Source organism: Streptomyces longwoodensis, from assembly GCF_001514125.1.
Taxonomy (GTDB): Bacteria; Actinomycetota; Actinomycetes; order Streptomycetales; family Streptomycetaceae; genus Streptomyces; species Streptomyces longwoodensis.
The window spans coordinates 422,767-445,547 of record NZ_KQ948552.1 but is presented as its reverse complement, the minus strand read 5'-3'; the positions used below and the strand labels follow the sequence as shown (position 1 = coordinate 445,547).

General features: G+C 74.1%; 19 protein-coding genes and 1 riboswitch. Of the genes, 13 read left to right on the top strand and 6 right to left on the bottom strand.

The window, feature by feature from the left end; genetic code table 11:
- The first annotated feature begins 106 nt into the window (after positions 1 to 106).
- From AQJ30_RS39805 to AQJ30_RS14195, 8 genes are all read left to right on the top strand, one after another.
- Positions 107 to 241 (top strand): putative leader peptide, encoded by a 135-nt coding sequence (locus tag AQJ30_RS39805; protein ID WP_281200932.1) that lies wholly within the window; start codon positions 107 to 109, stop codon positions 239 to 241.
- Positions 242 to 734: 493 nt separating this feature from the next.
- The gene (locus AQJ30_RS14230; RefSeq protein ID WP_067233330.1) at positions 735 to 1,634 is read left to right on the top strand and encodes a glutathione S-transferase C-terminal domain-containing protein; all 900 of its coding nucleotides are present in this window, start codon (positions 735 to 737) and stop codon (positions 1,632 to 1,634) included.
- Positions 1,635 to 1,701: 67 nt separating this feature from the next.
- Positions 1,702 to 1,812: riboswitch (SAM riboswitch) on the top strand.
- Between the two features lie 417 nt (positions 1,813 to 2,229).
- Positions 2,230 to 3,207: an amino acid ABC transporter permease gene (locus AQJ30_RS14225; RefSeq protein ID WP_067233329.1), complete on the top strand. Its 978-nt coding sequence runs from the start codon at positions 2,230 to 2,232 to the stop codon at positions 3,205 to 3,207.
- Positions 3,204 to 3,989 (top strand): amino acid ABC transporter ATP-binding protein, encoded by a 786-nt coding sequence (locus tag AQJ30_RS14220; protein WP_067233327.1) that lies wholly within the window; start codon positions 3,204 to 3,206, stop codon positions 3,987 to 3,989. The genes AQJ30_RS14225 and AQJ30_RS14220 overlap by 4 nt, the downstream gene beginning before the upstream one ends.
- Positions 3,990 to 4,082: 93 nt before the next feature.
- Complete coding sequence (locus AQJ30_RS14215; protein WP_067233326.1) at positions 4,083 to 5,102, top strand: transporter substrate-binding domain-containing protein; 1,020 nt, start codon at positions 4,083 to 4,085, stop codon at positions 5,100 to 5,102.
- Between the two features lie 46 nt (positions 5,103 to 5,148).
- Complete coding sequence (locus AQJ30_RS14210) at positions 5,149 to 5,964, top strand: GNAT family N-acetyltransferase (RefSeq protein ID WP_211278981.1); 816 nt, start codon at positions 5,149 to 5,151, stop codon at positions 5,962 to 5,964.
- A gap of 174 nt (positions 5,965 to 6,138) precedes the next feature.
- Complete coding sequence (locus AQJ30_RS14200) at positions 6,139 to 7,377, top strand: LLM class flavin-dependent oxidoreductase (RefSeq protein ID WP_067233322.1); 1,239 nt, start codon at positions 6,139 to 6,141, stop codon at positions 7,375 to 7,377.
- 22 nt (positions 7,378 to 7,399) lie between these two features.
- Positions 7,400 to 8,773, top strand: a complete 1,374-nt coding sequence (locus AQJ30_RS14195; protein ID WP_067233320.1) for an NtaA/DmoA family FMN-dependent monooxygenase — start codon at positions 7,400 to 7,402, stop codon at positions 8,771 to 8,773.
- A gap of 99 nt (positions 8,774 to 8,872) precedes the next feature.
- Here AQJ30_RS14195 and absR1 read toward each other — a convergent pair whose 3' ends face one another.
- A complete protein-coding gene (absR1, locus tag AQJ30_RS14190) occupies positions 8,873 to 9,958 on the bottom strand; it encodes a beta-glucuronidase AbsR1 (RefSeq protein WP_067233318.1) in 1,086 nt (361 codons plus the stop codon).
- A 145-nt stretch (positions 9,959 to 10,103) separates the two neighbouring features.
- Positions 10,104 to 12,668: a CHAT domain-containing protein gene (locus AQJ30_RS14185; RefSeq protein ID WP_211278990.1), complete on the bottom strand. Its 2,565-nt coding sequence runs from the start codon at positions 12,666 to 12,668 to the stop codon at positions 10,104 to 10,106.
- 328 nt (positions 12,669 to 12,996) lie between these two features.
- Between AQJ30_RS14185 and AQJ30_RS14180 the strand changes: the two genes are divergently transcribed.
- The 4 genes from AQJ30_RS14180 to AQJ30_RS14165 all read left to right on the top strand — a co-directional run bounded on the left by AQJ30_RS14180 (position 12,997) and on the right by AQJ30_RS14165 (position 16,103).
- Positions 12,997 to 14,427, top strand: a complete 1,431-nt coding sequence (locus tag AQJ30_RS14180) for a S8/S53 family peptidase (protein WP_067233315.1) — start codon at positions 12,997 to 12,999, stop codon at positions 14,425 to 14,427.
- A gap of 59 nt (positions 14,428 to 14,486) precedes the next feature.
- A complete protein-coding gene (locus AQJ30_RS14175) occupies positions 14,487 to 15,062 on the top strand; it encodes an RNA polymerase sigma factor (protein ID WP_067233313.1) in 576 nt (191 codons plus the stop codon).
- A 5-nt stretch (positions 15,063 to 15,067) separates the two neighbouring features.
- The gene (locus tag AQJ30_RS14170) at positions 15,068 to 15,580 is read left to right on the top strand and encodes a hypothetical protein (protein ID WP_067233594.1); all 513 of its coding nucleotides are present in this window, start codon (positions 15,068 to 15,070) and stop codon (positions 15,578 to 15,580) included.
- A 142-nt stretch (positions 15,581 to 15,722) separates the two neighbouring features.
- Complete coding sequence (locus tag AQJ30_RS14165) at positions 15,723 to 16,103, top strand: hypothetical protein (RefSeq protein ID WP_067233311.1); 381 nt, start codon at positions 15,723 to 15,725, stop codon at positions 16,101 to 16,103.
- A 45-nt stretch (positions 16,104 to 16,148) separates the two neighbouring features.
- On the opposite strand, the gene AQJ30_RS14160 is transcribed toward AQJ30_RS14165, so the two are convergent.
- On the bottom strand, positions 16,149 to 16,949 hold the full coding sequence (locus AQJ30_RS14160) for an N-formylglutamate amidohydrolase (RefSeq protein ID WP_067233309.1): 801 nt from the start codon (positions 16,947 to 16,949) through the stop codon (positions 16,149 to 16,151).
- Between the two features lie 124 nt (positions 16,950 to 17,073).
- Positions 17,074 to 19,293 (bottom strand): NADP-dependent isocitrate dehydrogenase, encoded by a 2,220-nt coding sequence (locus AQJ30_RS14155; RefSeq protein ID WP_067233307.1) that lies wholly within the window; start codon positions 19,291 to 19,293, stop codon positions 17,074 to 17,076.
- A 176-nt stretch (positions 19,294 to 19,469) separates the two neighbouring features.
- Here AQJ30_RS14155 and AQJ30_RS14150 point away from each other — a divergent pair, with 176 nt between their 5' ends.
- On the top strand, positions 19,470 to 21,014 hold the full coding sequence (locus tag AQJ30_RS14150) for a M1 family metallopeptidase (RefSeq protein ID WP_067233305.1): 1,545 nt from the start codon (positions 19,470 to 19,472) through the stop codon (positions 21,012 to 21,014).
- A gap of 10 nt (positions 21,015 to 21,024) precedes the next feature.
- Here AQJ30_RS14150 and AQJ30_RS14145 read toward each other — a convergent pair whose 3' ends face one another.
- Positions 21,025 to 21,465, bottom strand: coding sequence for a DUF4186 domain-containing protein (locus AQJ30_RS14145; RefSeq protein WP_067233303.1), 441 nt, complete (start codon positions 21,463 to 21,465; stop codon positions 21,025 to 21,027).
- Positions 21,466 to 21,502: 37 nt separating this feature from the next.
- The gene (locus AQJ30_RS14140; RefSeq protein ID WP_067233302.1) at positions 21,503 to 22,597 is read right to left on the bottom strand and encodes a mechanosensitive ion channel family protein; all 1,095 of its coding nucleotides are present in this window, start codon (positions 22,595 to 22,597) and stop codon (positions 21,503 to 21,505) included.
- Positions 22,598 to 22,781 lie beyond the last annotated feature (184 nt).

Here is a 22,781-nt window from a genome sequence, read left to right as displayed (position 1 = left end):
CCGCGCGCAGAGGCGCCCTGCAACCAGCTGGTGGATGACCCCTTGACGGGGCCTGGAGGCGGATCGACACTCGGAGGCGGGAATCCTAGTGAACAGGTAGGGAAACATGAGCCACGTGGAGCCGGTCACCACCCGGGCGAGCCGAACCGGCCGTACGACGTGGTCGTCACCCCTGCTCACCTCCCGCCGCCACATCGACCTGCAGCGCGTGTGCAGCGCCATCAGGGCCGCCCGGGGCTGACCCGGGCCCGGCCGGCCACCCCCTGAGCGGGCGGAGCCGCGCGACGCGGGTCCGACGGTCCGGGACCGCGAGGCCCGCCGTGCGTCCGGACGACGGCGCCGGCCGGGGACCGCATCCGCGGTCGACCGCCAGGGACCTCCCGCGGTACGCCCCCCGGGGACCTGCCGCGGTACGCCCCCGGGATCCGCCCGGCGGTGCGCCCGCGGGACCCGCCCGCGGTGCGTCCGGACCTCCCGCCCCCTCCCGCAGCCGCTCCCGTCACGCGCCCGCGCCGTCCCGGGCGCTCGTGCCCCGCGCCGGTGCCGTCCGGGGCCGACCGTGTCCGCGTCCCGCCGCCCACGCGCCGTCCGCCGCCCACAGCCGCCTGCCCCTCGTCGCCGCCGGCCCTGCCGCCGAAGCCGTCCGCAGCCGCCGTGCCGCGACAGCCGCCGTAGCCGTCCGCAGCCGCCTCCACCGCGCGTACCTCGCGTCGCGCCCGCCTCCCGGGAGAGACATGTCCGTCACGCCACTGGCCGCCCACCACCCGTCCGACCGGCCCGGCCCCGCCTTCCGCGGGCGCATCGGCCGCGACGCGCGCAGCGGCCACTACGCCGTACCGCGCCGCTACCGCCTGCACCTGTCGCCCGCCGACCCCGACGGGCTGCGCATCGCCGTCACCCACAGCCTGCTCGGCCTCGACACCGCCTGTCCCGTCACGGTCCTGCCCGCCGTCCCCGACTGTCCCGACGGCGGCCACTCCGCGCTGCGCCCGCTCTACGAGGCCAGCGCCCACCACTACACCGGGCCCGCCCTCGGCCCCGTCCTCAGCGACGACTGGTCCGGACGGATCGTCTCCACCCACGGCCCCGACATCGCCCGCGACCTCGCCCGGCGCTTCGGGGGCGGCCGGCCCTCGCTGTACCCGTGCGGCGCCGAGTCCGAGATCGAGGCCGTGCAGCGTATGTGCGCCCAGGGCGTCGAACAGGCCGCGCAGCGTGCAGGATCGGCCGACGCCGACCCGGGGGAACGAGCCGGGGCCCTGGACACCCTGCTCGACACGCTCGACGTGCTGGAGCGCGGACTCGCCGCGCAGTCGTACCTGATTAGCAATCAGATCACAGCGGCAGACGTCGAGTTGTGGGTGACGCTGGTGCAGCTCGACACGGTGCACCGTCACCACCTGGACGCCTCGGCCGTGCGCCGCGTCGCCGGGCACCCCGCCCTGTGGGCGTACGCGCGACGCCTCACCACCCACCCCGCCTTCGGCCGGCACCTCGACCTCGACGGCATCGCCCGCCGCCACGAGGCCCGTTGCCAGGGCCTGGAGGCCGCCGGCGCCGCCGTCCAGATCCTGGACTGGACGGCCCTCGCCCTGGACGCCGACCGCGCCCGACCGCAGGTCGAACGCCCCTGAGCCGGTCCAACCCGTGGACCGGCGTTGACATCACGGGCGGGGACTGTCTTAACTTACGGCCCAGAACGGTCAAGAGCGTCAGCGACAAGCCCTGGCTTGCTGACCGGCAACCCTCGCGCCGCGGTGGGGTGCCCCAGGTGACGACCGGACCGGACGACGGATTCGGTAAGCGCGAGAGCCCCGCACGGGGCCGGGACAGCCCCCTCGCCAGGGGGCCGGAACAGAGACGGTGACCACGATGTACGCAGCCGACAGGACGGCCCCCCGCCGCTCCCACGGCTGCGTACGGCCGTCCGCCGACCAGCCCGCCCCGCTCGTGGCCGACCGCGCCGTCGATCTGCTCCGGGTCAGCAGCGCACTGTGTACCGCACCGGGCCGCGCCCGCTGTCGGGGCTGACACCACCCCCGAGCCGCGTACCCGACGAACACCGCCCGAGCGGTGTGCCGTTGTCCGCCCCGCCCCGGTCGCCTCCATCCCACCGTGCGCCGCGTCCACCGCCGCGCCGTCCGAGCGGTCCCCGCCGCCCGGCCGGCGCTCCGCGACCGTCCACGGTGACCCTCGACCGGGGTGTCCGACTCCCGCCGGAGCCCCTCCATGAGCGAATCCCCGGCCGCCGTGTCCCTCGTCACGGCGCCACCCACCGACACACCGTCAAGACCGCTGGCGGCCCAGCGCGTCCAGCCGCTGCGCCGCCCCGGGCGCTGGATCGCCACCGCCGTGGTCCTCGTCCTGGCCGCCCAGTTCGTGCACGGCCTGGTCACCAACCCCTTCTACCAGTGGGACCGGTTCGGCTACTGGTTCCTCCGCCCGACCATCCTCGACGGGCTGCTGATCACCCTCGAGGTCACCGCCTGGAGCGCGGTCCTCGGCCTGCTCGGCGGGATCGTGTTCGCCCTGGCCCGGCTCTCCGGCAGCCCGGTGCTGCGGGCGGTCAGCTGGACCTACGTCTGGGCGCTGCGCTCCGTCCCGCTGATCGTGGTGCTGCTGTTCCTCTACAACTTCAGCGCCCTGTACCAGACGTTGAGCATCGGCGTCCCCTTCGGACCCGCGTTCGTCCGCTTCGACGAGTCCCGGCTCGCCACCGACATGGCCATCGCCGTCGTCGGCCTGAGCCTGCACGAGTCGGCGTACGCCGCCGAGGTCGTCCGCGGCGGCATCCTCTCCGTCGACCAGGGCCAGCACGAGGCGGCCGCCGCCCTCGGCCTGCCGAAGGGCTACCAGTTCCGCAGGATCGTCTTCCCGCAGGCGCTGCGCTCCATCACCCCGAACTACGTCAACCAGCTGATCAACCTGATCAAGAGCAGCTCGCTGGTCTTCTACGTGTCGCTGCTCGACCTGTTCGGCACGGCGCAGTCGATGGGCTCCACCTACCCCGGCGACATCGTGCCCCTGCTGCTGGTGGTCACCGTCTGGTACCTGATCCTCACCAGCGTCGTCTCCGTCATCCAGTTCTACGTCGAGCGGTACTACGCCCGGGGCGCCACGCGCACCCTGCCGCCGACCCCGCTGCAGAGGCTGCGCGCCGGCCTCACCGACGTGCGGGACCGCATCCGCAGGGAGGCCGCCGTATGACCACCGGGACCCTCGACCGGACGGCCGCGGCCGTCGAGGTGCACGACGTGCACAAGTGGTACGGCGCCCACCGGGTGCTCAACGGGATCGACCTGACCGTCCGGCCGGGCGAGGTCACCGTCATCCTGGGCCCGTCCGGCTCCGGCAAGTCGACGCTGCTGCGGGTCGTCAACCACCTGGAGAAGCCCGAGGTCGGCTACGTCAGCCTCGACGGCGAGCCGATCGGCGTCCGCCGCAACGGCGACCGGCTGAAGGAGCTGAGCGAGCGCGCCATCCTGGCCCAGCGCAGCCGGATCGGGTTCGTCTTCCAGAACTTCAACCTCTTCCCGCACCTGACGGTCCTCGACAACGTGGCCGCCGCCCCCGTGGCGACCGGCAGGCTCAGCCGGCCCGGGGCCGTGGCCCTCGCCCGCGACCTCCTCGCCCGGGTCGGGCTCGCCGACAAGGCCGCCGCCTACCCGCGGCAGTTGTCGGGCGGCCAGCAGCAGCGCGTGGCCATCGCCCGCGCCCTCGCCCTGCGGCCGGGGGTCATCCTCTTCGACGAGCCGACCTCCGCCCTCGACCCCGAACTCGTCGGTGAGGTCCTCGCGGTCATCAAGGACCTGGCGACCAGCGGCACCACCCTGCTGATCGTGACCCACGAGATCGGCTTCGCCCGCGAGGTCGCCGACCGGGTCGTCTTCATGGACGGCGGCCGCATCGTCGAACAGGGCCCGCCCTCCGAGGTCCTCGACCACCCCCAGCACGAGCGGACCAGGGACTTCCTCAGCAAGGTCCTCTGACGGCACACCCCCGCCGACTCCGCTCGACCCCCCCTTGCCACCCCCCTTCTTCACCCCTCTCTCATCACGCAGCACGAACGACAAGGAACAGCCATGCCCCGCCACTTCACCCGACGCAGCCTGATACGCGGCATCACCGCGGCCACCGCGGTCGCCACCCTCGCCACCGGGCTCGCCGCCTGCGGTGGTGACAGCGACGCCGCCACCACGACCGGCGCCGCGGGCACGGTCACCGTGGGCAGACTGTCCAACGGCGCCGCCAAGGAGACCACCCTGAAGGTCTCCGAGGTCAAGTCCATCAGCGCCGAACTGCCCGCCGCCGTCCGGAAGAGCGGCAAGCTGGTGATCGGCTCGGGCACCCTGCCGGCCGGGGCCCCGCCGCTCGGCTTCACCGGCAGCGACCAGAAGACCCTCACCGGCTCCGAGGTGGACCTGGCCCGCCTGGTCGCCGCCGTCCTCGGCCTGGAACCCGAGGTCAAGCGGTTCACCTGGGAGAACCTCTTCGTCGGCATCGACAGCGGCAAGGTGAACGTCGGTTTCTCCAACATCACCGACACCGAGGAGCGCAAGCAGAAGTACGAGTTCGCCTCCTACCGCAAGGACGACCTCACCTTCGAGACGCTCAAGAAGTCCTCGTGGACGTTCGACGGCGATTACCGCGCCCTGGCCGGCCAGACGGTGTCGGTCGGCGCCGGCACCAACCAGGAGCGGATCCTGCTGGAGTGGAAGGGCAAGCTGGAGAAGGAGGGCAAGAAGCTCACCATCAAGTACTTCCAGGACTCCAACAGCACCTACCTGGCCCTCAACAGCGGCAAGATCGACGCCTACTTCGGGCCCAGCCCCAACCTCGCCTACCACGTCACCCAGAGCGCGGGCACGCCCAGCCCGACCCGCCTCGCGGGACAGTTCTCCGGCGCCGGCGCCACGCTCCAGGGCCTGATCGCCGCGACCGCCAAGAAGGGCAGCGGCCTCGCCAAGCCGCTCTCCGACGCGATCAACCACCTGATCGACAACGGCCAGTACGCGAAGTGGCTCACCGCCTGGAACCTCACCAGCGACGCGGTCACCAAGTCCGAGATCAACCCGCCCGGGCTGCCGCTCGACAACGCCTGACCCGCACCTGCGACCCGTCCGAGCAGAAGAGAGGAACTCCGCCTCCGTGGACCAGCCGACCGACCTCCGCGGGGGCGGAGCCCTCCCCGTGACCGGCCCGCACCCCCTCGACAACGCCGTCTGGGCGGCCCTCACCGGCCCCCACGCACACCTCGCCGAGCGCCTGGGCCGGGCCGCCCGCTACCCGGCCGACGTCTACGCCTTCGCCGCGCTCGCCGACCCCGCGGACCCGGCCGCGTGGGCCGACCTGCACGCGCTCGCCGGGCCGGGAACCACCGTACGGGTCAAGCCCGTCGACGACGTGCCCGACGGCTGGGAGGTCGTCGGCGCCGGCTGCGGCGTCCAGCTCGTCGACACCGCGCTGCGGGCCGAACCCGCCCCCGAGGCGGTACGGCTCGGCCCCGCCGACGTCCCCGAGATCCTCGACCTGGTCGCCCGCACCCGTCCCGGCCCGTTCCTCGGGCGGACCGTGGAGCTCGGCACCTACCTCGGCATCCGGCACCACGGCCGGCTGGTCGCCCTGGCGGGCGAGCGGCTGCGGCTGCCCGGCTGGACGGAGATCAGCGCGGTGTGCACCGACCCCGAGCACCGGGGGAGGGGCCTGGCCACCCGGCTGATCCGCGCCGTCGCCGCCGGCATCCGGGCCCGCGGCGACGTGCCGTTCCTGCACGCCGCCGCCGACAACGCCCCCGCCATCCGCCTCTACCGGTCCCTCGGCTTCGAGCTGCGCCGCAGCTCCCGGATCGTCGTTCTGCGCACCCCGAGAACACCCGCCGCCCGCACGGATGTTGCACCCTACGACGCGCTGAGCGAGGCCGCGCCGGACGGCTCCAACGCCCCGAGGACGGAGGTGACGGCATGACCGGTGTCCCGCTCGCCGCGCACCCGCTCACCCGGCCGCACCCCGCCGCGCCCCGCGTCCCCGGCGTCCTCTGTCGCCGCTGAACCGGACTCCCCCCGCCCCGCCGCCCCGTCGCCGCCCCGAGCCGGCACGCGGCCCGGCGACCCCCGTACGGACCTCCAGGAAGGCACTGACGTGTCCCCCTCCGCCGCGAACCCCGCGACCCCTGCGACCGATTCCGAGAAGCCCGCCTCCGCCCTGCACCTCGCCGTCGCCCTCGACGGCACCGGCTGGCACCCCGCCTCCTGGCGCGAGCCGGTCGCCCGCCCCCGTGCGCTGTTCACCGCCCGCTACTGGGCCGACCTCGTCACCGAGGCCGAGCACGGACTGCTCGACTTCGTCACCCTCGAGGACGGCCTCGGGCCCCAGTCCTCCCACTTCCTGGACCCCGACGACCGCACCGACCAGGTGCGCGGCCGGCTCGACGCCGTCCTCGTCGCCTCCCGCGTCGCCCCGCTCACCCGGCACATCGGCCTGGTGCCGACCGTCGTGGCCACCCACACCGAGCCCTTCCACATCTCCAAGGCGATCGCCACCCTGGACTACGTGAGCACCGGCCGCGCCGGCCTGCGCGTGCAGATCACCGCCCGGCCGAACGAGGCCGCGCACTTCGGCCGCCGCACCGTCGAGCGCATCGACTCCTACGACCCTCCGGTCCCCCCGTCGGTGAGCGACCTCTTCGACGAGGCCGCCGACCACGTCGAGGTCGTGCGCCGCCTGTGGGACAGCTGGGAGGACGACGCGGAGATCCGCGACGTGGCCACCGGCCGCTTCATCGACCGCGACAAGCTGCACTACATCGACTTCGAGGGCCGCCACTTCAGCGTCAAGGGCCCCTCCATCACGCCCCGCCCGCCGCAGGGCCAGCCGCTGGTCACGGCCCTCGCCCACGCCACGGTCCCGTACCGGCTGGTGGCCCGCGCCGCCGACGTCGGCTACGTCACCCCGCACGACGCCGGCCAGGCTCGCGCGATCGTCGCGGAGATCCGCGCCGAGCAGGACGCCGCCGGCCGCTCCGCCGAGCCGCTGCACGTCTTCGGCGACCTGGTGGTCTTCCTCGACGACGACCCCGGCGCCGCCCGCGCCCGCCGCGAGCGCCTGGACGCGCTCGCCGGTGAGCCGTACACCAGCGACGCCCTCGTCTTCACCGGCACCTCCGCGGAACTCGCCGACCTGCTCCAGGAGTTGCAGTCGGCCGGGCTGTCCGGTTTCCGGCTGCGCCCCGCCGTCGCCGGTCACGACCTGCCCGCGATCACCCGGGGCCTGGTGCCCGAACTCCAGCGCCGCGGCGCCTTCCGCCGCGCCTACGAGGCCGACACCCTGCGCGGCCTGCTCGGCCTCGCCCGCCCCGCCAACCGCTACGCCGCAGCCTGAACGGGCCGGAGGACCACGGACCATGAGCAAGCCGCTGAAGCAGATCCACCTGGCCGCCCACTTCCCCGGCGTCAACAACACCACCGTCTGGAGCGACCCGCGCGCCGGGAGCCACATCGAGTTCGACTCGTTCGTGCACTTCGCGCGGACCGCCGAACGCGCCAAGTTCGACTTCCTGTTCCTCGCCGAGGGCCTGCGCCTGCGCGAACAGGGCGGCCGGATCTACGACCTGGACGTGGTCGGCCGCCCCGACACCTTCACCGTCCTGGCCGCGCTCGCCGCCGTCACCGACCGCCTCGGCCTGACCGGCACCATCAACTCCACCTTCAACGAGCCCTACGAGGTGGCCCGCCAGTTCGCCAGCCTCGACCACCTCTCCGACGGCCGTTCCGCCTGGAACGTCGTCACCTCCTGGGACGCCTTCACCGGCGAGAACTTCCGCCGCGGCGGGTTCCTGCCGCAGGACGAGCGCTACTCCCGCGCCAAGGAGTTCCTGGCCACCGCCCACGAGCTGTTCGACTCCTGGCAGGGCGACGAGATCGTCGCCGACCAGGCCACCGGCACCTTCCTGCGCGACGCCCGGGCCGGCGCCTTCGTCCACCACGGCAAGCACTTCGACATCCACGGCCGGTTCAACGTGCCCCGCTCGCCCCAGGGCCGCCCGGTGATCTTCCAGGCCGGGGACTCCGACGAGGGCCGCGAGTTCGCCGCCGCCGAGGCCGACGCCATCTTCAGCCGCTACGGCACCCTGGAGGCGGGCCAGGAGTTCTACACGGACGTCAAGTCCCGCCTGGCCACGTACGGCCGCCGCCCGGAGCAGTTGCTCATCCTGCCCGCGGCCACCTTCGCCCTCGCCGACACCGACGCCGAGGCGGAGGAGCTGGCCCGCGAGGTGCGCCGCCAGCAGGTGAGCGGAGCCACCGCGCTCAAGCACCTGGAGTTCGTCTGGAACCGCGACCTGTCCGGCTACGACCCCGAGGGCCCGCTGCCCGACGTCGACCCCGACGTCGACACCGACCACATCGCCCGCGGCCGGGCCCAGGTGCGGATGTACCGCGACCCGCTGGCCACCGCCCGCGAGTGGCGCGAGCTGGCCGAGGCGAACAACTGGTCCATCCGCGACCTGGTCATCCACACCGGCAACCGGCAGAACTTCGTCGGCTCCCCGTCGACCATCGCCAAGACCATCAACGAGTACGTGCAGGCCGACGCCTCCGACGGCTTCATCCTGGTCCCGCACATCACCCCGACCGGCCTGGACGAGTTCGCCGACAAGGTCGTCCCGCTCCTGCAGGAACAGGGCGTCTTCCGCACCGACTACGAGGGCACCACCCTGCGCGACCACCTCGGCCTCGCCCACCCCGACGAGACCCGCGAGCACCGCGCGGCGTCCTAGGACCACGCACCCGGCGCGGGCCGGGGCCCGTCCCCCTCCCCCGAAGGCGACGGACCCCGGCCCTTCCCCCGTCGGACAGTGGTCCCGGTCCGCGGGCCGTCACCAGCACATGACGGCGGTCTCGCCCGAACCCCAGCCGGAGTACAGGCGCACGCGGACGACATAGCGGCGGCCCTTGACGAGCCGCATCCGGAGCGTGGCGTTGTCCGGGGTGCCCGCGTCGTCGTGGCCGGCGAGGAACCGGGGCTCCCCGTCCCGCTCCTCGAAGACCACGACCACGCAATCGCCCTCCCCGAACGTGCCGACGGTGTACGCGCGCGTCTCGGGCGGCTCCACGGTGAACTCGGCCTGCTCGCCCGGCCCGAGGGACAGCGGCACGGAACGGAACGGCACCAGCGCCGGCGGCGCCCCCGGCGGCAGCGGCGGGTACCAGCGCAGCACGAACTCCTTGTCCTGCGGAGACAGTCCGCCCGGCGGACGCACACCCCCGCGGAACTGCTCCGGCTCCAGGATCAGCCCCGGGTCGAAGGGGAACTGCATCACCGACTGCGGGTCCCACACCGACCCGTTGACCTCGGCCGCGTCCAGCTTGCGCAGCACGTTGGCGTCGGTGCGCTCCCGGCTCCAGTGGTTGGGCGGGCCCGCCAGGTCGGCGTACACGGCCTCGTCGTCCCAGTGGATCCCCGCGTAGGGGCTCTGGTGCTCGTGCCTCATGCCCAGCACGTGCCCGATCTCGTGCAGGGCCGTGGCCCGCTCGCCGGGCGCCGTCAGGTCCCAGCCGAAGTTCATGGTGCGCTCGCCCCGCCCGGCCGGCAGCGCGTCCCGGCCGATCGCCGACCAGGACCCGCCCCCCTGCTGGAAGCCGATGCGCAGCTCCGCCTCCGACCGGTCGGCGACCTCGCGGAACTCCAGCCCGATGCCCAGCTCCCGCCACTCGCGGAAGGCCTCGCGCACCACGGCCCGCTGCTCCTCGCCCCCAACCCACGACACCCACCGGCTCCGCCCGCAGCCCGGCACCGCGATGACCGAGCCGTCGTCGTCCCCGTCGAAGAAGCAGTAGTGCAGGACGGTGCCGTTGACCCACATCCGGCGCCCGCTGAGGAACGCCCCCAGCCGTTCGGCGGCCAGCCCCGGCGCGACGGCCGGGTCGGGCGCCGGGACGAGGGAGCAGTAGCGGGCGGTCATGCGGCCCGCCCCGGCCGCTCGACGGGAGTCCTCGGGACGCGTGCGTAAATCGTCACGACAGCAAGAGCCCGTCCGCCCCGGTCTGATACAGCACGGCGTGGGCGGCCCCCGGACCCGCGGCCGCCCAGCCCCAACCGGGGTCGGCTCACGCCGCGCCGAACGCCGTGAACGCCCACCCGGTCGCCTGGTGCGTGGCGTCCGACGGCAGCGCCGCGCGCGCGTCGCGCAGGGCCTCCGCGAGCGACAGCCCGTCGCCCAGGCCCTTGTGCAGCGCGAGCATCAGCGGGACCACCGCCTCGTCGTTCACCGGCGCGCTGCTGGCCACCACCCCGGCCGTGCCCAGCGGCAGCAGCGCGGTGACCAGGCCGAGGAGTTCGTCCGCGCCGACGGAGGCGAGCCGCGCGGTGTCGCAACTGGACAGGATGATCCGGTACGGGCTGCGGGCCAGGCGCTCGAAGTCGTGCACGATCAGCGGGCCGTCCACCATGCGCAGCGAGGAGAACAGCGGACTGTCGGCCCGGAAGTCGCCGTGCGCGGCGATGTGCGCCAGGGCCGCGCCGTCGAGTTCCTCCAGCACGCGCGGTACGCGCGCGTCGGCGTCCTCCAGCACCGTGGCCCGGCCGTACCGGTCGGCGACCTCCGGCACCTCCGCGCCGCCGGTCGCCAGGCCGGGCCCGCGCACCAGGACGTGCCGGCCGCCGGCCGGCGGCTCGGTCTCCCGTGCGCGCAGCCAACTGCTCGCGGACGGCGACACGCTGACGACCCGCTCGCGCAGCGACGGCAGCAGCGCCCAGGGCACGCTGTGCAGCCGGGCCGGCGGCACCACGACGACCGGGCCGGAGCCGAGGTGGCGGGCCGCCGGGCCCAGCAGCACCTCCTCCAGGCGGCGGCCCATCGCCTCCACCAGCGGCAGCCGGCCCTCCGCACGGGGGTGGGCGAGCCGCCGCAGCGTGGCCTGCACGTGCTCGGCCTCCCGCTCCGCCCGCTCCACCTGCCCACCCGCGAACCGGCGCACCCGTCCGCCGCCGCACAGCAGCACCTGCACCCGCCCGTCCAGCACGGCGAGCGCCACCAGCCGCCCGTCGCCGAGCCGCTCCAGCAGCCCGGCGACGTCGAAGCGGTACCCGCCGCCCGGCGCGTCCCCGCGCATGTGCAGGGTCCGCGACCGCACCTCCCGCTCCAGGCGCCGCTGTTCGCGCTCCAGCGCGGGAACCGGCCGGCCGTCGCGGCGGGCCTCCTCCGCGCGGGCGGCGATCTCACGGAAGGCGGTCAGCCCGCTCTGCAGCACCGGGTCGGCGGGCGGCCGGGTCGGCGGTGCCGTCAGCACCGTCGCCCGCCAGCGCTCGCTCCACTCCAGCAGCCGCCGCGGCCCGCCCCCGGCCAGGCTCACCGCCTGGGCCAGCGCGGCCAGTTCGGCGCCCTGCGCGGTGGCCCGGGCGCGCAGCTCGGAGGCGCCGAGCGTCATCCGGTGGTCGTCCAGGACGGCGAGGCCGCACCGGCACGCCTCCAGCACGCCCCGCCCCGACCCGGCGGCCCGGGCCCGCAGCGCCTGCGCGGCCCAGCCGGTGATCCGGGCCAGCGGCGGCCCGCTGCGCCGACTGCGCGCGGCCACCCGCAGGTAGCGTTCGGCGTCCGCCGTCCAGTCCAGGTGCAGCGCGATCCGGCCCGCCAGCAGCCACGCCTCGGGCGCGGCCGGCGCCCCGGACGACTCCAGCCGCTCGGCGACCCGGGCCGCGTCCGCCACCAGCCGCCCGTAGCCGCGCCCGGACGCGAACCGCGCCTCGATCAGCACGAGTCGCGCGTGCGCCTCCCACCAGCCGCGCCGCTGCCCCGAGAACAGCCGGACGGCGACCGCCGCACGCGCGATGGCGGTGCCCGGGTCGCCCGCCAGCCGGGCCGCCCGCGCGGCCACCAGCAGCAGCTCCGCCTTGCGCGTGGACTGCCCGCCGATCCCGTCGAGGACGGCGATCGCCGCGTCCGCCTCGGCCAGCGCCTCGGGCGCCAGCCCCGCCGCCATCAGCACCTCGCAGCGCCGGATGGTGAGCATGAACGTCGGCGTGCCCAGCTTGGCGTACCGCTCTTGGGCCTCGTCCAGCAGCCGCAGAGCCGCCGGGATGTCCCCGGCGCGGAACGCGGCGAGGCCCCGGCTCTCCACGGCGTCGGCCTTGTCGTGCTCCTGGCCGGTGGTGTCCCACAGCGCCTCGGCCGCCGTGAAGTCGGCCTCGGCCCGCTCCACCGCGCCGAGCGCCAGGTGCACCGTGGCGCGCAGGGTGAGCGCCCGCGCCGTCCAGATGACGTCACCGGTCTGCCGCAGCACGGGGATCGCGCGCCGCACGTCCTCCAGGGCCTCGCGGTGGTGGCCCAGCACCCACCAGACGTACGCCCGCCGGTACAGCACGCGCGCGCGGGTGTGACCGCTGCCGCGCCGCACGCCCTGCTCGAACGCGGCCAGGCCCTGCCGGGTGCGGCCCGCGTGCACCAGGGCCACACCGAGGGTGGCCAGGACGTCCGCCTCCCGCTCGGGGGACTCGGCCCGGGCCGCGAGGTCACGGGCCCGCCGCAGGTGCTCCAGGGCCAGGCGCAGGTCGCCCCAGTCGCGCTGCCAGATCCCGATCACCTGGTGGGCGACGGAGGCGTGCGACGGCGGCGGGTCGGAGTCGAGGAGGGCCCGCGCCCGCGCGAGAGCCTCGTTGGGGGCGGCGAACACCATCGGCAGCAGTTCGGGCACCGAGTCGTTTCCCGCTGTCACTCGAAGGATGGTAACGGCCTGCGGAGGCGGTCACACCGGTTCGTGCCGGATCCCTGCCGGTTCGTGCCGGATCTTCACGGTGCGGGCCCGATCCGCACCGGTTCGTACGGCGTACGGTGCCCGTGGCGGGCGTTCGTGCGGTGGCCGGGGTGCGCGGCGGGCGTTCCGTACGGCGACCGGGGCGCGCGCCGGGAACCGCACCACCCCGCCGTACCGTCGCACCACCTGTATCAGGCGGCGGTTCCGCGGCTCTGAATGACAACCACCGCCTCAGGGGGAGGACCACGCGATGGCACCACAGCGATTCCACGAGCAGTTCGACCACATCCAGCGCGCACTGCCGGGTGTGCCGCTGGCGCTGGGTCCGGACGACTCCGCCGAGTTCATCTACGAGCGGGGCGTGGTGCTGGCCCGCGACGGCGAGGAGGCCGCGCTCGTGGAGGACACGGTGCGCTCCCACTTCACCGAGGCACCCGAGCTGGTCGCCGACCACGTGCGCCGCGCCGGCCCCGAGACCAACCGCTCCGGCATCACCCGCATCCAGGTCGGCGACCCGTCCGACACCGACCGGCGCGGCGACCACACCGTCGCGGGCGCGCTGCGCGCCCTGCGCCAGGCCGAGGGCCGCTCCGGCCGGCGCCTGGTCAGCCGCAACCACGTGGTGTCCATCGCGGTCAACGCCTGCCCGGGCGACGAGCCCGTGCCCGCCCCGCGCACCGAGGCGCCCAACCCCGCGGCCGCCGAGGGCGCCCACGACCCGGACGGCGCGGTGCAGGTGCTGGTGATCGACACCGGACTGACCAGCGACTACCGCTCCTACCCGCAGTTCGCCCACACCGACGGCGACCTCCAGACCCGCGAGCGGGACGACGACGGCGTGCTCCAGCAGTACGTCGGCCACGGCACGTTCATCGCCGGCATCGTCACCGCCATCGCCCCCAACACGGACGTCACCGTCCGGGGCACCCTCAACGACGCCGGGGCGATCCTGGAGTCGGAGTTCGGCGACAAGCTCTTCGACGCCGTCGAGCAGGGCGGCTGGCCGGACGTCCTCAGCCTCTCCGCGGGCACCTCCAACGGGCGCGTGGACGGCCTGCTGGGCCTGGACGCCTTCATGCGCGAGCTCAACGACCGCGGCACCCTGCTGGTGGCCGCCGCCGGCAACAACGCCAGCGCCACCCCGTTCTGGCCCGCCGCCTACGCCGCCCTGCCCGAGTACGCCGAGGCCGTCCTGTCCGTCGGCGCGCTGCGCGGCGACGGCGAGTTCGGCGCCTGCTTCTCCAACCACGGGCCCTGGGTGCGCGTCTACGCCCCCGGGGAGCGCCTCGTCAGCGCCCTCACCGGCTTCGACGCGCCCGTGCCGTACGTCTACCAGCACTCGACGTACGACGCCTGCCGCTACGGCTTCACCTACACCTGCACCTGCCAGTCCCCGCGCCACACCGGCGTGTTGAGCGACGACGGCAGCGCGGACGAGCCGGACCGGGTGACGTTCGACGGCCTGGCCTCCTGGAGCGGGACGTCCTTCGCGACACCGGTGGCCGCCGGCCTGGTCGCCTCCTGGATGACGGCGCACAAGGAGCGCGACCCCCGGGTGGCCGCCCGCCAACTGCTCGACTCGTGCGCCGAGTTCGCCGAGGTGCGCGGGGCGCACGTGCAGGCGCTGCGGCCGCCCACCTGGCGTCCGGTGCCGGTCCAGCGGCCCGTGCGGACCCTGTGAGGTCCGCCGTGGCGCCGCCCACGGCGTACGATGACAGGCCGTACACGAGGGGTGGGGCCGTGGACCGTACTGATGTCGGCGCGCTCGTCCAGTCCGCCGTCGACGGCGACGCGGCGGCCTGGAAGGCGCTGGTGGAAGGGCTGAGCCCGCTGGTCTGGTCGGTGGTGCGCGCGCACCGGCTGTCCGACGCCGACGGGCACGAGGTCTACCAGACGGCGTGGTTCCGGTTCGCCCAGCACCTGGGGCGCATCCGGGAACCCGACAAGGCGGGTTCGTGGCTGGCGAGCACCACGCGCCACGAATGCCTGAAAGTGATCAAGAGCGCCAAGCGGCTGACCCCCACGGACGACCCCCAGTTGCTCGACCGGGTCAGCGAGGACCGCACACCGGAGCAGTCGGTGCTGGACTCCGAGGAGGCGGCCGCGCAGAGCGAGCGCGTCCGCTTCCTCTGGCAGGAGTTCGAGGCACTGGGCGAGCGCTGCCGGCAACTGCTGCGGGTGCTGATCGCCTCGCCGCCGCCCAGTTACCAGGAGGTGTCCGCGGCGCTGGGCATCGCCGTCGGCAGCATCGGCCCGATGCGGCAGCGCTGTCTGCGCCGCCTGCGGGCCCGACTCATCGCACGGGGAGCGTTGTGAAGGACATGAGGGACGACGAGGCCGGCGGCTCCGGCGAGCTCTTCGACGGGGGGCCCTTCGACCGGGGCACCGCCGACGAGGACGCCGCCGAGCAGGGCCGGACGGAGGACGAGCTGCGCCAGGCCGCCGCCATCCTGGACCCGGTGCCGCCCGAGCTGCGCCGGATCGCCGTGGAGGCCTACGCGCTGCACGACCTGGACGCGCGGATCGCGGAGCTGACCTTCGACTCGCTGGTGGACGCCATCCCCGTGCGGGGCGTGGCGGACCCGCCGCGGATGCTGACCTTCCACACCGGCGAGCTGACCGTCGACGTGGAGGTCACCCCGCACGGCCTGATGGGCCAGCTGCTGCCACCGCAGGAGGCGTCGATCGAGGTGCTCAGCGGCCCCCAGGCCGGCGCCCGCCTCACGGCCGACGACCTGGGCCGCTTCATCGGCGACCCCCCACCGGCCGGCCCGTTCGCCCTGCGCCTGCGCACGGGCGACGAGACGGTCGTGACGGAGTGGCTCCGCGCCTGAGCCGGTTCAGGCACCCCTCGCGCCGTCCGCGTGCCCGCGCACGCCCCGTTGCGCCCCTTCCGGGACGCGGCGTCGGCGCGCGAGGCTCGGCGCCACGGCCGGTGTCCTCCGGGGGCCCGGTACGACAGGGAGGGGAAGAACGATGGGGATCACCACCGGCAGACGCCGCGCCGCGGTCGCAGCCGTCCTCGCACTGCTGGCGGGGGCCGGCGCCGTCGCGGCCTCGGCGTCCCCGGCGGCGGCCGCCACCGGGGACGTGCTCATCGTCCAGAAGGGCGCCACGGGCATCCTGGTGAGCCTGCAGACCTTCGTGTTCCTGCCGGGCATCGCCGAACAGGGCGACGGGGTCCAGGCCGGGGCCACCCAGTTCGCGGTCACCAATCTCACGAACCGGACCCTCACGCTGACGGAGAGGACCGCGTCGGGCACGGTCGTCCACAGCGACACGGTCGCCGCCGGCCAGAACGGCACCTTCGCCGTGACGGGTGGCGACACCGTGGTGCTCACCGTGCCGGCCGACTAGCACCGTACGGCTGTGGGGCGGCCCCCCGGCCGGACGGCGAAGCCCCTACAGCGCCCCGGCCGCGTCCACCAGCGCCGCCAGGGACTCCGCCAGCCGCTCCAGGCCCGGGCCCGCCGGGCCGCCCGGCTCGGTCATGTAGGTGTCGCGCCGGATCTCCACCATCAGGGCCCGCACCCGGGCGTCCGACCCGTAGTACTCCAGCGGTACGTACGTCCCGCTGAACGGGCTGTCCAGGCCCACGTCGCCCCACGCGCCGAACGCCTCCCGCGCGGCGGCGAGCAGCGGCCCGGGGGTGTGGAAGGCGTCGGTGCCCAGGCAGATCGCGGGCCGCGGGCCCTGGCCGTGCAGCTCGTAGGGGAGCGGCCGGGTCGGGTAGGAGTGCACGTCGACGATCACGGCCCGGCCGGCCGCCGCGAGCCGGTCGGCCACGGCCTCGGTCATGGCCCGCGCGTACGGCGCGAAGTACCGCTCGACCAGCGGTCCCGGGTCGGTCCCCGCAGCGCGCAGCACCTCGCGGTGCGTGGTCCGCGTGTACACCGCCCCCATGCCCACGGCGAGCATCTCCTCACGCTCGTCGGGGAAGCGCTCGGGGTCGACGACCAGCCGGGAGAGCCGGTTCACGAACCGCCACGGCACGACCCGCGCCAGCCCGGCGGCCCGTTCGGCCAGCTCGGCGGTGTGCGCGTCGACGATGTGGTCCAGCTCCCGTTCCAGCGCGCGGTCGTCGAGCACGATCCCGGCGCGCACCTCGGGCGGCACCGCCCGCGCCGCGTGCGGGACGTGCAGGATCACGGGTGACGTCCCGGCTCCGGGCAGCAGCTCGAACGACGGCACGGCAGGGCTCATACGGCGGCTCCGGGGGACGGGGCGGGTGAGGGATCGGGAGGGGCGGACGCGCGACCGCCCCGGCCGGGAGGTCCGGCCGGGGCGGGCACGAGGGGCGCCCCGCGGGAGCCGCGGGGCGCCGGCGTCAGCTCAGGGACGCCAGCAGCTCGTTCCAGGTCGCCGACGGGCGCATGACGGCGGCGGCCTTCGCCGGGTCGGGCTGGTAGTAGCCGCCGATCTCGGCCGGCTCGCCCTGGACGGCGTTCAGCTCGTCGACGATCTTCTGCTCGTTGGCGGCCAGCGCCTCCGCGAACGGCTGGAAGGCCTTGGCCAGCTCCGCGTCCTCGGTCTGCCGCGCCAGCTCCTGCGCCCAGTACAGGGACAGGTAGAAGTGGCTGCCGCGGTTGTCGATGCCGCCGACGCGACGGGTCGGGGACTTGTCCTCGTTGAGGAAGGTCGCCGTGGCGCGGTCCAGGGCGTCGGCCAGCACCTTGGCGTGGCTGTTGCCGGTGGCGTCGGCGTACTGCTCCAGGGACGGCACCAGGGCGAAGAACTCACCGAGGGAGTCCCAGCGCAGGTAGTTCTCCTTGACCAGCTGCTGGACGTGCTTCGGCGCGGAGCCGCCGGCGCCGGTCTCGAAGAGGCCGCCGCCCGCCATCAGCGGGACGACCGACAGCATCTTGGCGCTGGTGCCCAGCTCCAGGATGGGGAACAGGTCGGTCAGGTAGTCGCGCAGGACGTTGCCGGTCACCGAGATGGTGTTCTCGCCGCGGCGGATGCGCTCCACCGACAGCTTGGTGGCCTCGACCGGGGCGAGGATGCGGATGTCCAGGCCCTCGGTGTCGTGCTCGGGCAGGTAGCGGCGGACCTTCTCGATGAGCACCGCGTCGTGGGCGCGGGTCTCGTCCAGCCAGAACACGGCCGGGTCGCCGGTGGCGCGGGCGCGGGTGACGGCGAGCTTGACCCAGTCGCGGATCGGGTCGTCCTTGGTCTGGCAGGCGCGGAAGATGTCGCCCTCGGCGACCGGCTGCTCGATCAGGACGTTGCCGGCGGTGTCGACCAGGCGGACGGTGCCGGCGGCCGGGACCTCGAAGGTCTTGTCGTGGGAGCCGTACTCCTCGGCCTTCTGCGCCATCAGGCCGACATTGGGGACCGAGCCCATGGTGGACGGGTCGTAGGCGCCGTGGGCCTTGCAGTCGTCGATCACGGCCTGGTAGACGCCGGAGTACGAGGAGTCCGGCAGCACCGCGAGGGTGTCGGCCTCCTGGCCGTCCGGGCCCCACATGTGGCCGGAGGTGCGGATCATGGCCGGCATGGACGCGTCGACGATGACGTCGGACGGCACGTGCAGGTTGGTGATGCCCTTGTCGGAGTCGACCATCGCCAGGGCCGGGCCCTCGGCGAGCTCGGACTCGAAGGACGCCTTGATCGCGTCGCCCTCGGGCAGCGACTCCAGGCCCTTGAGGATGCCGCCCAGGCCGTCGTTCGGGGACAGGCCGGCGGCCGCCAGGGTCCGGCCGTACTGCTCGAACGTCTTCGGGAAGAAGGCGCGCACCACGTGGCCGAAGATGATCGGGTCGGAGACCTTCATCATCGTGGCCTTCAGGTGCACGGAGAACAGCACGCCGTCCGCCTTGGCGCGGGCGACCTGCGCGGTGAGGAACTCGCGCAGCGCGGCCACGTGCAGCACGGAGGCGTCGACGACCTCGTCCTTGAGGACCGGTACCGACTCTCGCAGCACGGTCGTGGTGCCGTCCTCGGCGACCAGCTCGATGCGCAGCGCGCCGTCCTCGGCGATCACCACGGACTTCTCGGTGGAGCGGAAGTCGTTCTCGCCCATGGTGGCCACGGTGGTCTTCGACTCGCCGGTCCAGGCGCCCATGCGGTGCGGGTGGGTCTTGGCGTAGTTCTTGACCGAGGCGGGGGCGCGCCGGTCGGAGTTGCCCTCGCGCAGGACCGGGTTCACCGCCGAGCCCTTGACCTTGTCGTAGCGGGCGCGGATCTCGCGCTCCTCGTCGGTCTTCGGCTCGTCCGGGTAGTCCGGCAGCGCGTAGCCCTGCGCCTGGAGCTCGGCGACCGCGGCCTTCAGCTGCGGGATGGACGCCGAGATGTTCGGCAGCTTGATGATGTTGGCCGCCGGCGTCTTGGCCAGCTCGCCCAGCTCGTGCAGGGCGTCCGGGATGCGCTGCTCCTCGGCCAGGTACTCCGGGAAGACGGCGATGATGCGCCCGGCCAGCGAGATGTCCCGCGTCTCCACGGCGACACCCGCCTGCGACGCGTACGCCTGGACCACCGGCAGGAAGGAATACGTTGCCAGGGCCGGGGCCTCGTCAGTGTGCGTATAGATGATGGTCGAGTCAGTCACCGGGTGCTCCGCTCCACGTCTGCAACATTGCTCGACATCAAGATATCTCGTGACCGGGGTCCGCTCGACAGGGGTGGGGTGCAACCGGATCGCCCGCCCCGGCGGTCATGGAGGGTGATCGTCACCAGTGGACGGCGGCCGGCGTGACCACCCGGCCGCCCCGACGGAAGCGGACCATGAGATATCGCAGCAGAGTGACCGGACCGGCGGCCGCCCTCATCGGCGCCACCGCGGTCCTGGCCGGGGGCAGGAGCGCGTACGCGGCGGGGACCGGCGACGGCCCCGCCCCGGGCCCGGAGACCCTCGGCGACCCCGTCTACCCCACGCTCGGCAACGACGGCTACCGCGTCGGCGCCTACCACCTCGACCTCGCCTTCGACCCCACGACCGCCCTGGTGGAGGCCACGGCGACGCTGCGGGTGCGCACCACCCGGGCGCTCAGCCGCTTCTCCCTGGACGCCCTCGGCCTGGACGTGCGGTCGGTGCGCGTCGACGGCCGCACGGCCGCCTTCGAGCAGGCCGACGAGAAGCTGAGGATCACCCCGGAGCGCCGGCTGCCCGCCCGCGCCCACGTCACCGTCTGCGTCGCGTACGGCGCCGACCCGCGCCGCGCCCTGCCGTACACGGGCTGGGTGCCCACCCCGGACGGCTTCGCGGTGGCCTGCCAGCCGAACCTGGCGCACACCGTCTTCCCCTGCAACGACCACCCCTCCGACAAGGCGGACTTCACCTTCCGCCTCACCGTCCCGGACGGTCTGACCGCCGTCGCCAGCGGCACGCGCACGCGCACCGAGCGGCTGCCCGACGGGCGGACGGCCGTCACGTACCGGTCCCGCTCGCCCCTCGCGACCGAGCTGGTGCAGATCACCGTCGGCGACTACGTCGTCAAGGAGCGGAGCGGGCCGCACGGGCTGCCGCTGCGGGACGTCGTACCGAAGGCACGGGCCGAGGCCCTGGAGCCCGCGCTGTCCCTCACCCCCGGCCTGGTGGAGTGGATCGAGGGGCGCCTCGGCGCGTTCCCGTTCGAGACGTACGGGCTGCTGCCGTGCAACTCCGACCTGGCGGAGCCGTTCGACTTCACCGGCCTGGAGACCCAGACCCTGACGATCTACCGGCCGAACTTCCTCCTCCAGGAGGAGAAGAAGATCGGCTCGCACATGATGCACGAGCTGGTCCACTCCTACTTCGGCAACAGCGTCTCGCCCGCGACCTGGGCCGACCTGTGGATCAACGAGGGCCACGCCGACTTCTACGGGCTGCTGTACCGCTACGAGCGCGGCTGGCCGGACTCCCTGGGCCTGACCAGCCTCGAGGCCCGGATGAAGGACACCTACGCGCGCGGCGACCAGTGGCGGCACGACTGGGGGCCGGTCGCCGCGCCCACCGCCGCGAACCTCTTCGAGTCGCAGCGCTACCTGGGCGGCGTGCTCGTGCTGTACGCGCTGCGGCAGCTCATCGGCGAGGACGCCTTCCACGCCGTGGAGCGGGCCTTCCTGGACCGGTACCGCAACGCGTCGGCGTCCACGGAGGACTACGTCCAGGTGGCCAGCGCGGTGTCCGGCCAGGACGTGTCCGGGTTCCTGAAGGACTGGCTGTACGGCACGACGACGCCGCGCATGCCGGGCCACCCGGACTGGACGGTCGCACCGGTCACGCCGTCCCTGGCCACCCCGCACGGCCGCAGGGACACGCGTCCCCACGACCACTCGGCGACGCTGTGACCTGAGCCGGTCACACCGGGCGGGCGGGGGAGACCCCGTCCGCCCCGTCGCCGGCCCCGCCCCGGGTGAGTTCCCGCTCGATCCAGCGGCAGATCACCTGCACCGCGTACACGTGCTCGGCGCGGCTCAGCTCCCGTCCCTTCGGGATGCCGTGCCACCGCTGGAGGCAACCGCGGCAGCAGGTCGCGGTGGCGTGCTGGGCGACGAACACCGGATGACCGCGGTACGGGGTCTGCTTGCCGTCCTTGTACGGCTCGGCGGGGGCCAGCCGGCGGGCCAGCAGGTCGTAGGCGTGCCACCGGATCGTGGCGGGCCCGCGCTCCACGGCGAGGGCCCGCTCCCGCCCGGCCAGCCGGAACCGCGCCCGGAACGGCCGGCGCGCGATCGCGTCCAGCCGATCGTCGAGCGCGCGGACCGAGGCGGGCGGCGGGACGTCGGGGGAGGAGCTCATGGTCCTCCCAGCGTACGGCGCCGCGCGCGTGGACCGGTCAGCCCCCGAACGCGGGGTCGGCCGCCAGGCCGTCACCGGTGCGCTGGTGCGGGATGGACGGCACCGCGCCCTGCTGGAGCGTGACGTTGCGGGCCGGGGCCGGGATGCGGATGCCCTCGGCGCGGTAGCGCTTGTGCAGGCGCTTGATGAACTCGTGCTTGATCCGGTACTGGTCGCTGAACTCGCCCACGCCCAGGATCACGGTGAAGCCGATCCGGGAGTCGCCGAAGGTGTGGAAGCGCACCGCCGGCTCGTGGTCGGGGACCGCGCCGCTGATCTCGGTCATCACCTCGGCGACCACGTCGGTGGTCACCTTCTCCACGTGCTCCAGGTCGCTGTCGTAGGCGACGCCCACCTGCACCAGGATCGTCAGCTGCTGCTCGGGGCGCATGAAGTTGGTCATGTTCGCCTTGGCGAGCTGCCCGTTGGGGATCACGATCAGGTTGTTGGACAGCGCCCGCACCGTGGTCTGGCGCCAGTTGATGTCCTCGACGTACCCCTCCTCGCCGCTGCTCAGCTTGATGTAGTCGCCGGGCTGCACGGTCTTGGAGGCGAGGATGTGGATGCCCGCGAAGAGGTTGGCGAGCGTGTCCTGCAGCGCGAGCGCGACCGCGAGACCGCCCACGCCCAGGGCGGTGAGCAGTGGCGCGATGGAGATGCCCAGGGTCTGCAGCACCACCAGGAAGCCGATCGCGAGGACCAGGATCCGGGTGATGTTGACGAAGATCGTGGCCGATCCGGCGACGCCGGAGCGCGAGTGGGTCACGCTGCGCACCAGTTCGGCGACCACCCGGGCCGCCGACAGGGTCACGACGAAGATCAGCAGCACCGTCAGGGACTGGTTGGCGGTGCGCTGCAGGGCCCTCGTCAGCGGCAGCACCGCGGCCGCGGCGGCCGCTCCGGCGGCGATCGCCGCCCACGGCACGACCGTGCGCAGCGCGTCCACCAGCACGTCGTCGCCGCCCCACTTGGTGCGCTTGGCGTGCTTGGCGAGCCAGCGCAGCAGCCCGCGGGAGAGGAAGGCGGCCAGCAGGCCCGCGGCCAGGGCGATGCCGGCGAGGAGGGAGTCGTCCAGGGTCAGCGCGCGGTTCACCGGTCACCTCCGGGGAGATGATCCGCGGCTCGGGGGGCCGCCGACGGCCGGATGTGCAATGTCGTCACGTGGTCCACCTGCTCGGTTCCGGGAAGTGCGATCACGCGGGCCCCGCCGGGGTGTTGGGCCCGGCCGGCCCGCGCGATCACTCATCCTGCCGCATTCCGGACGGCAGTTCGTACCC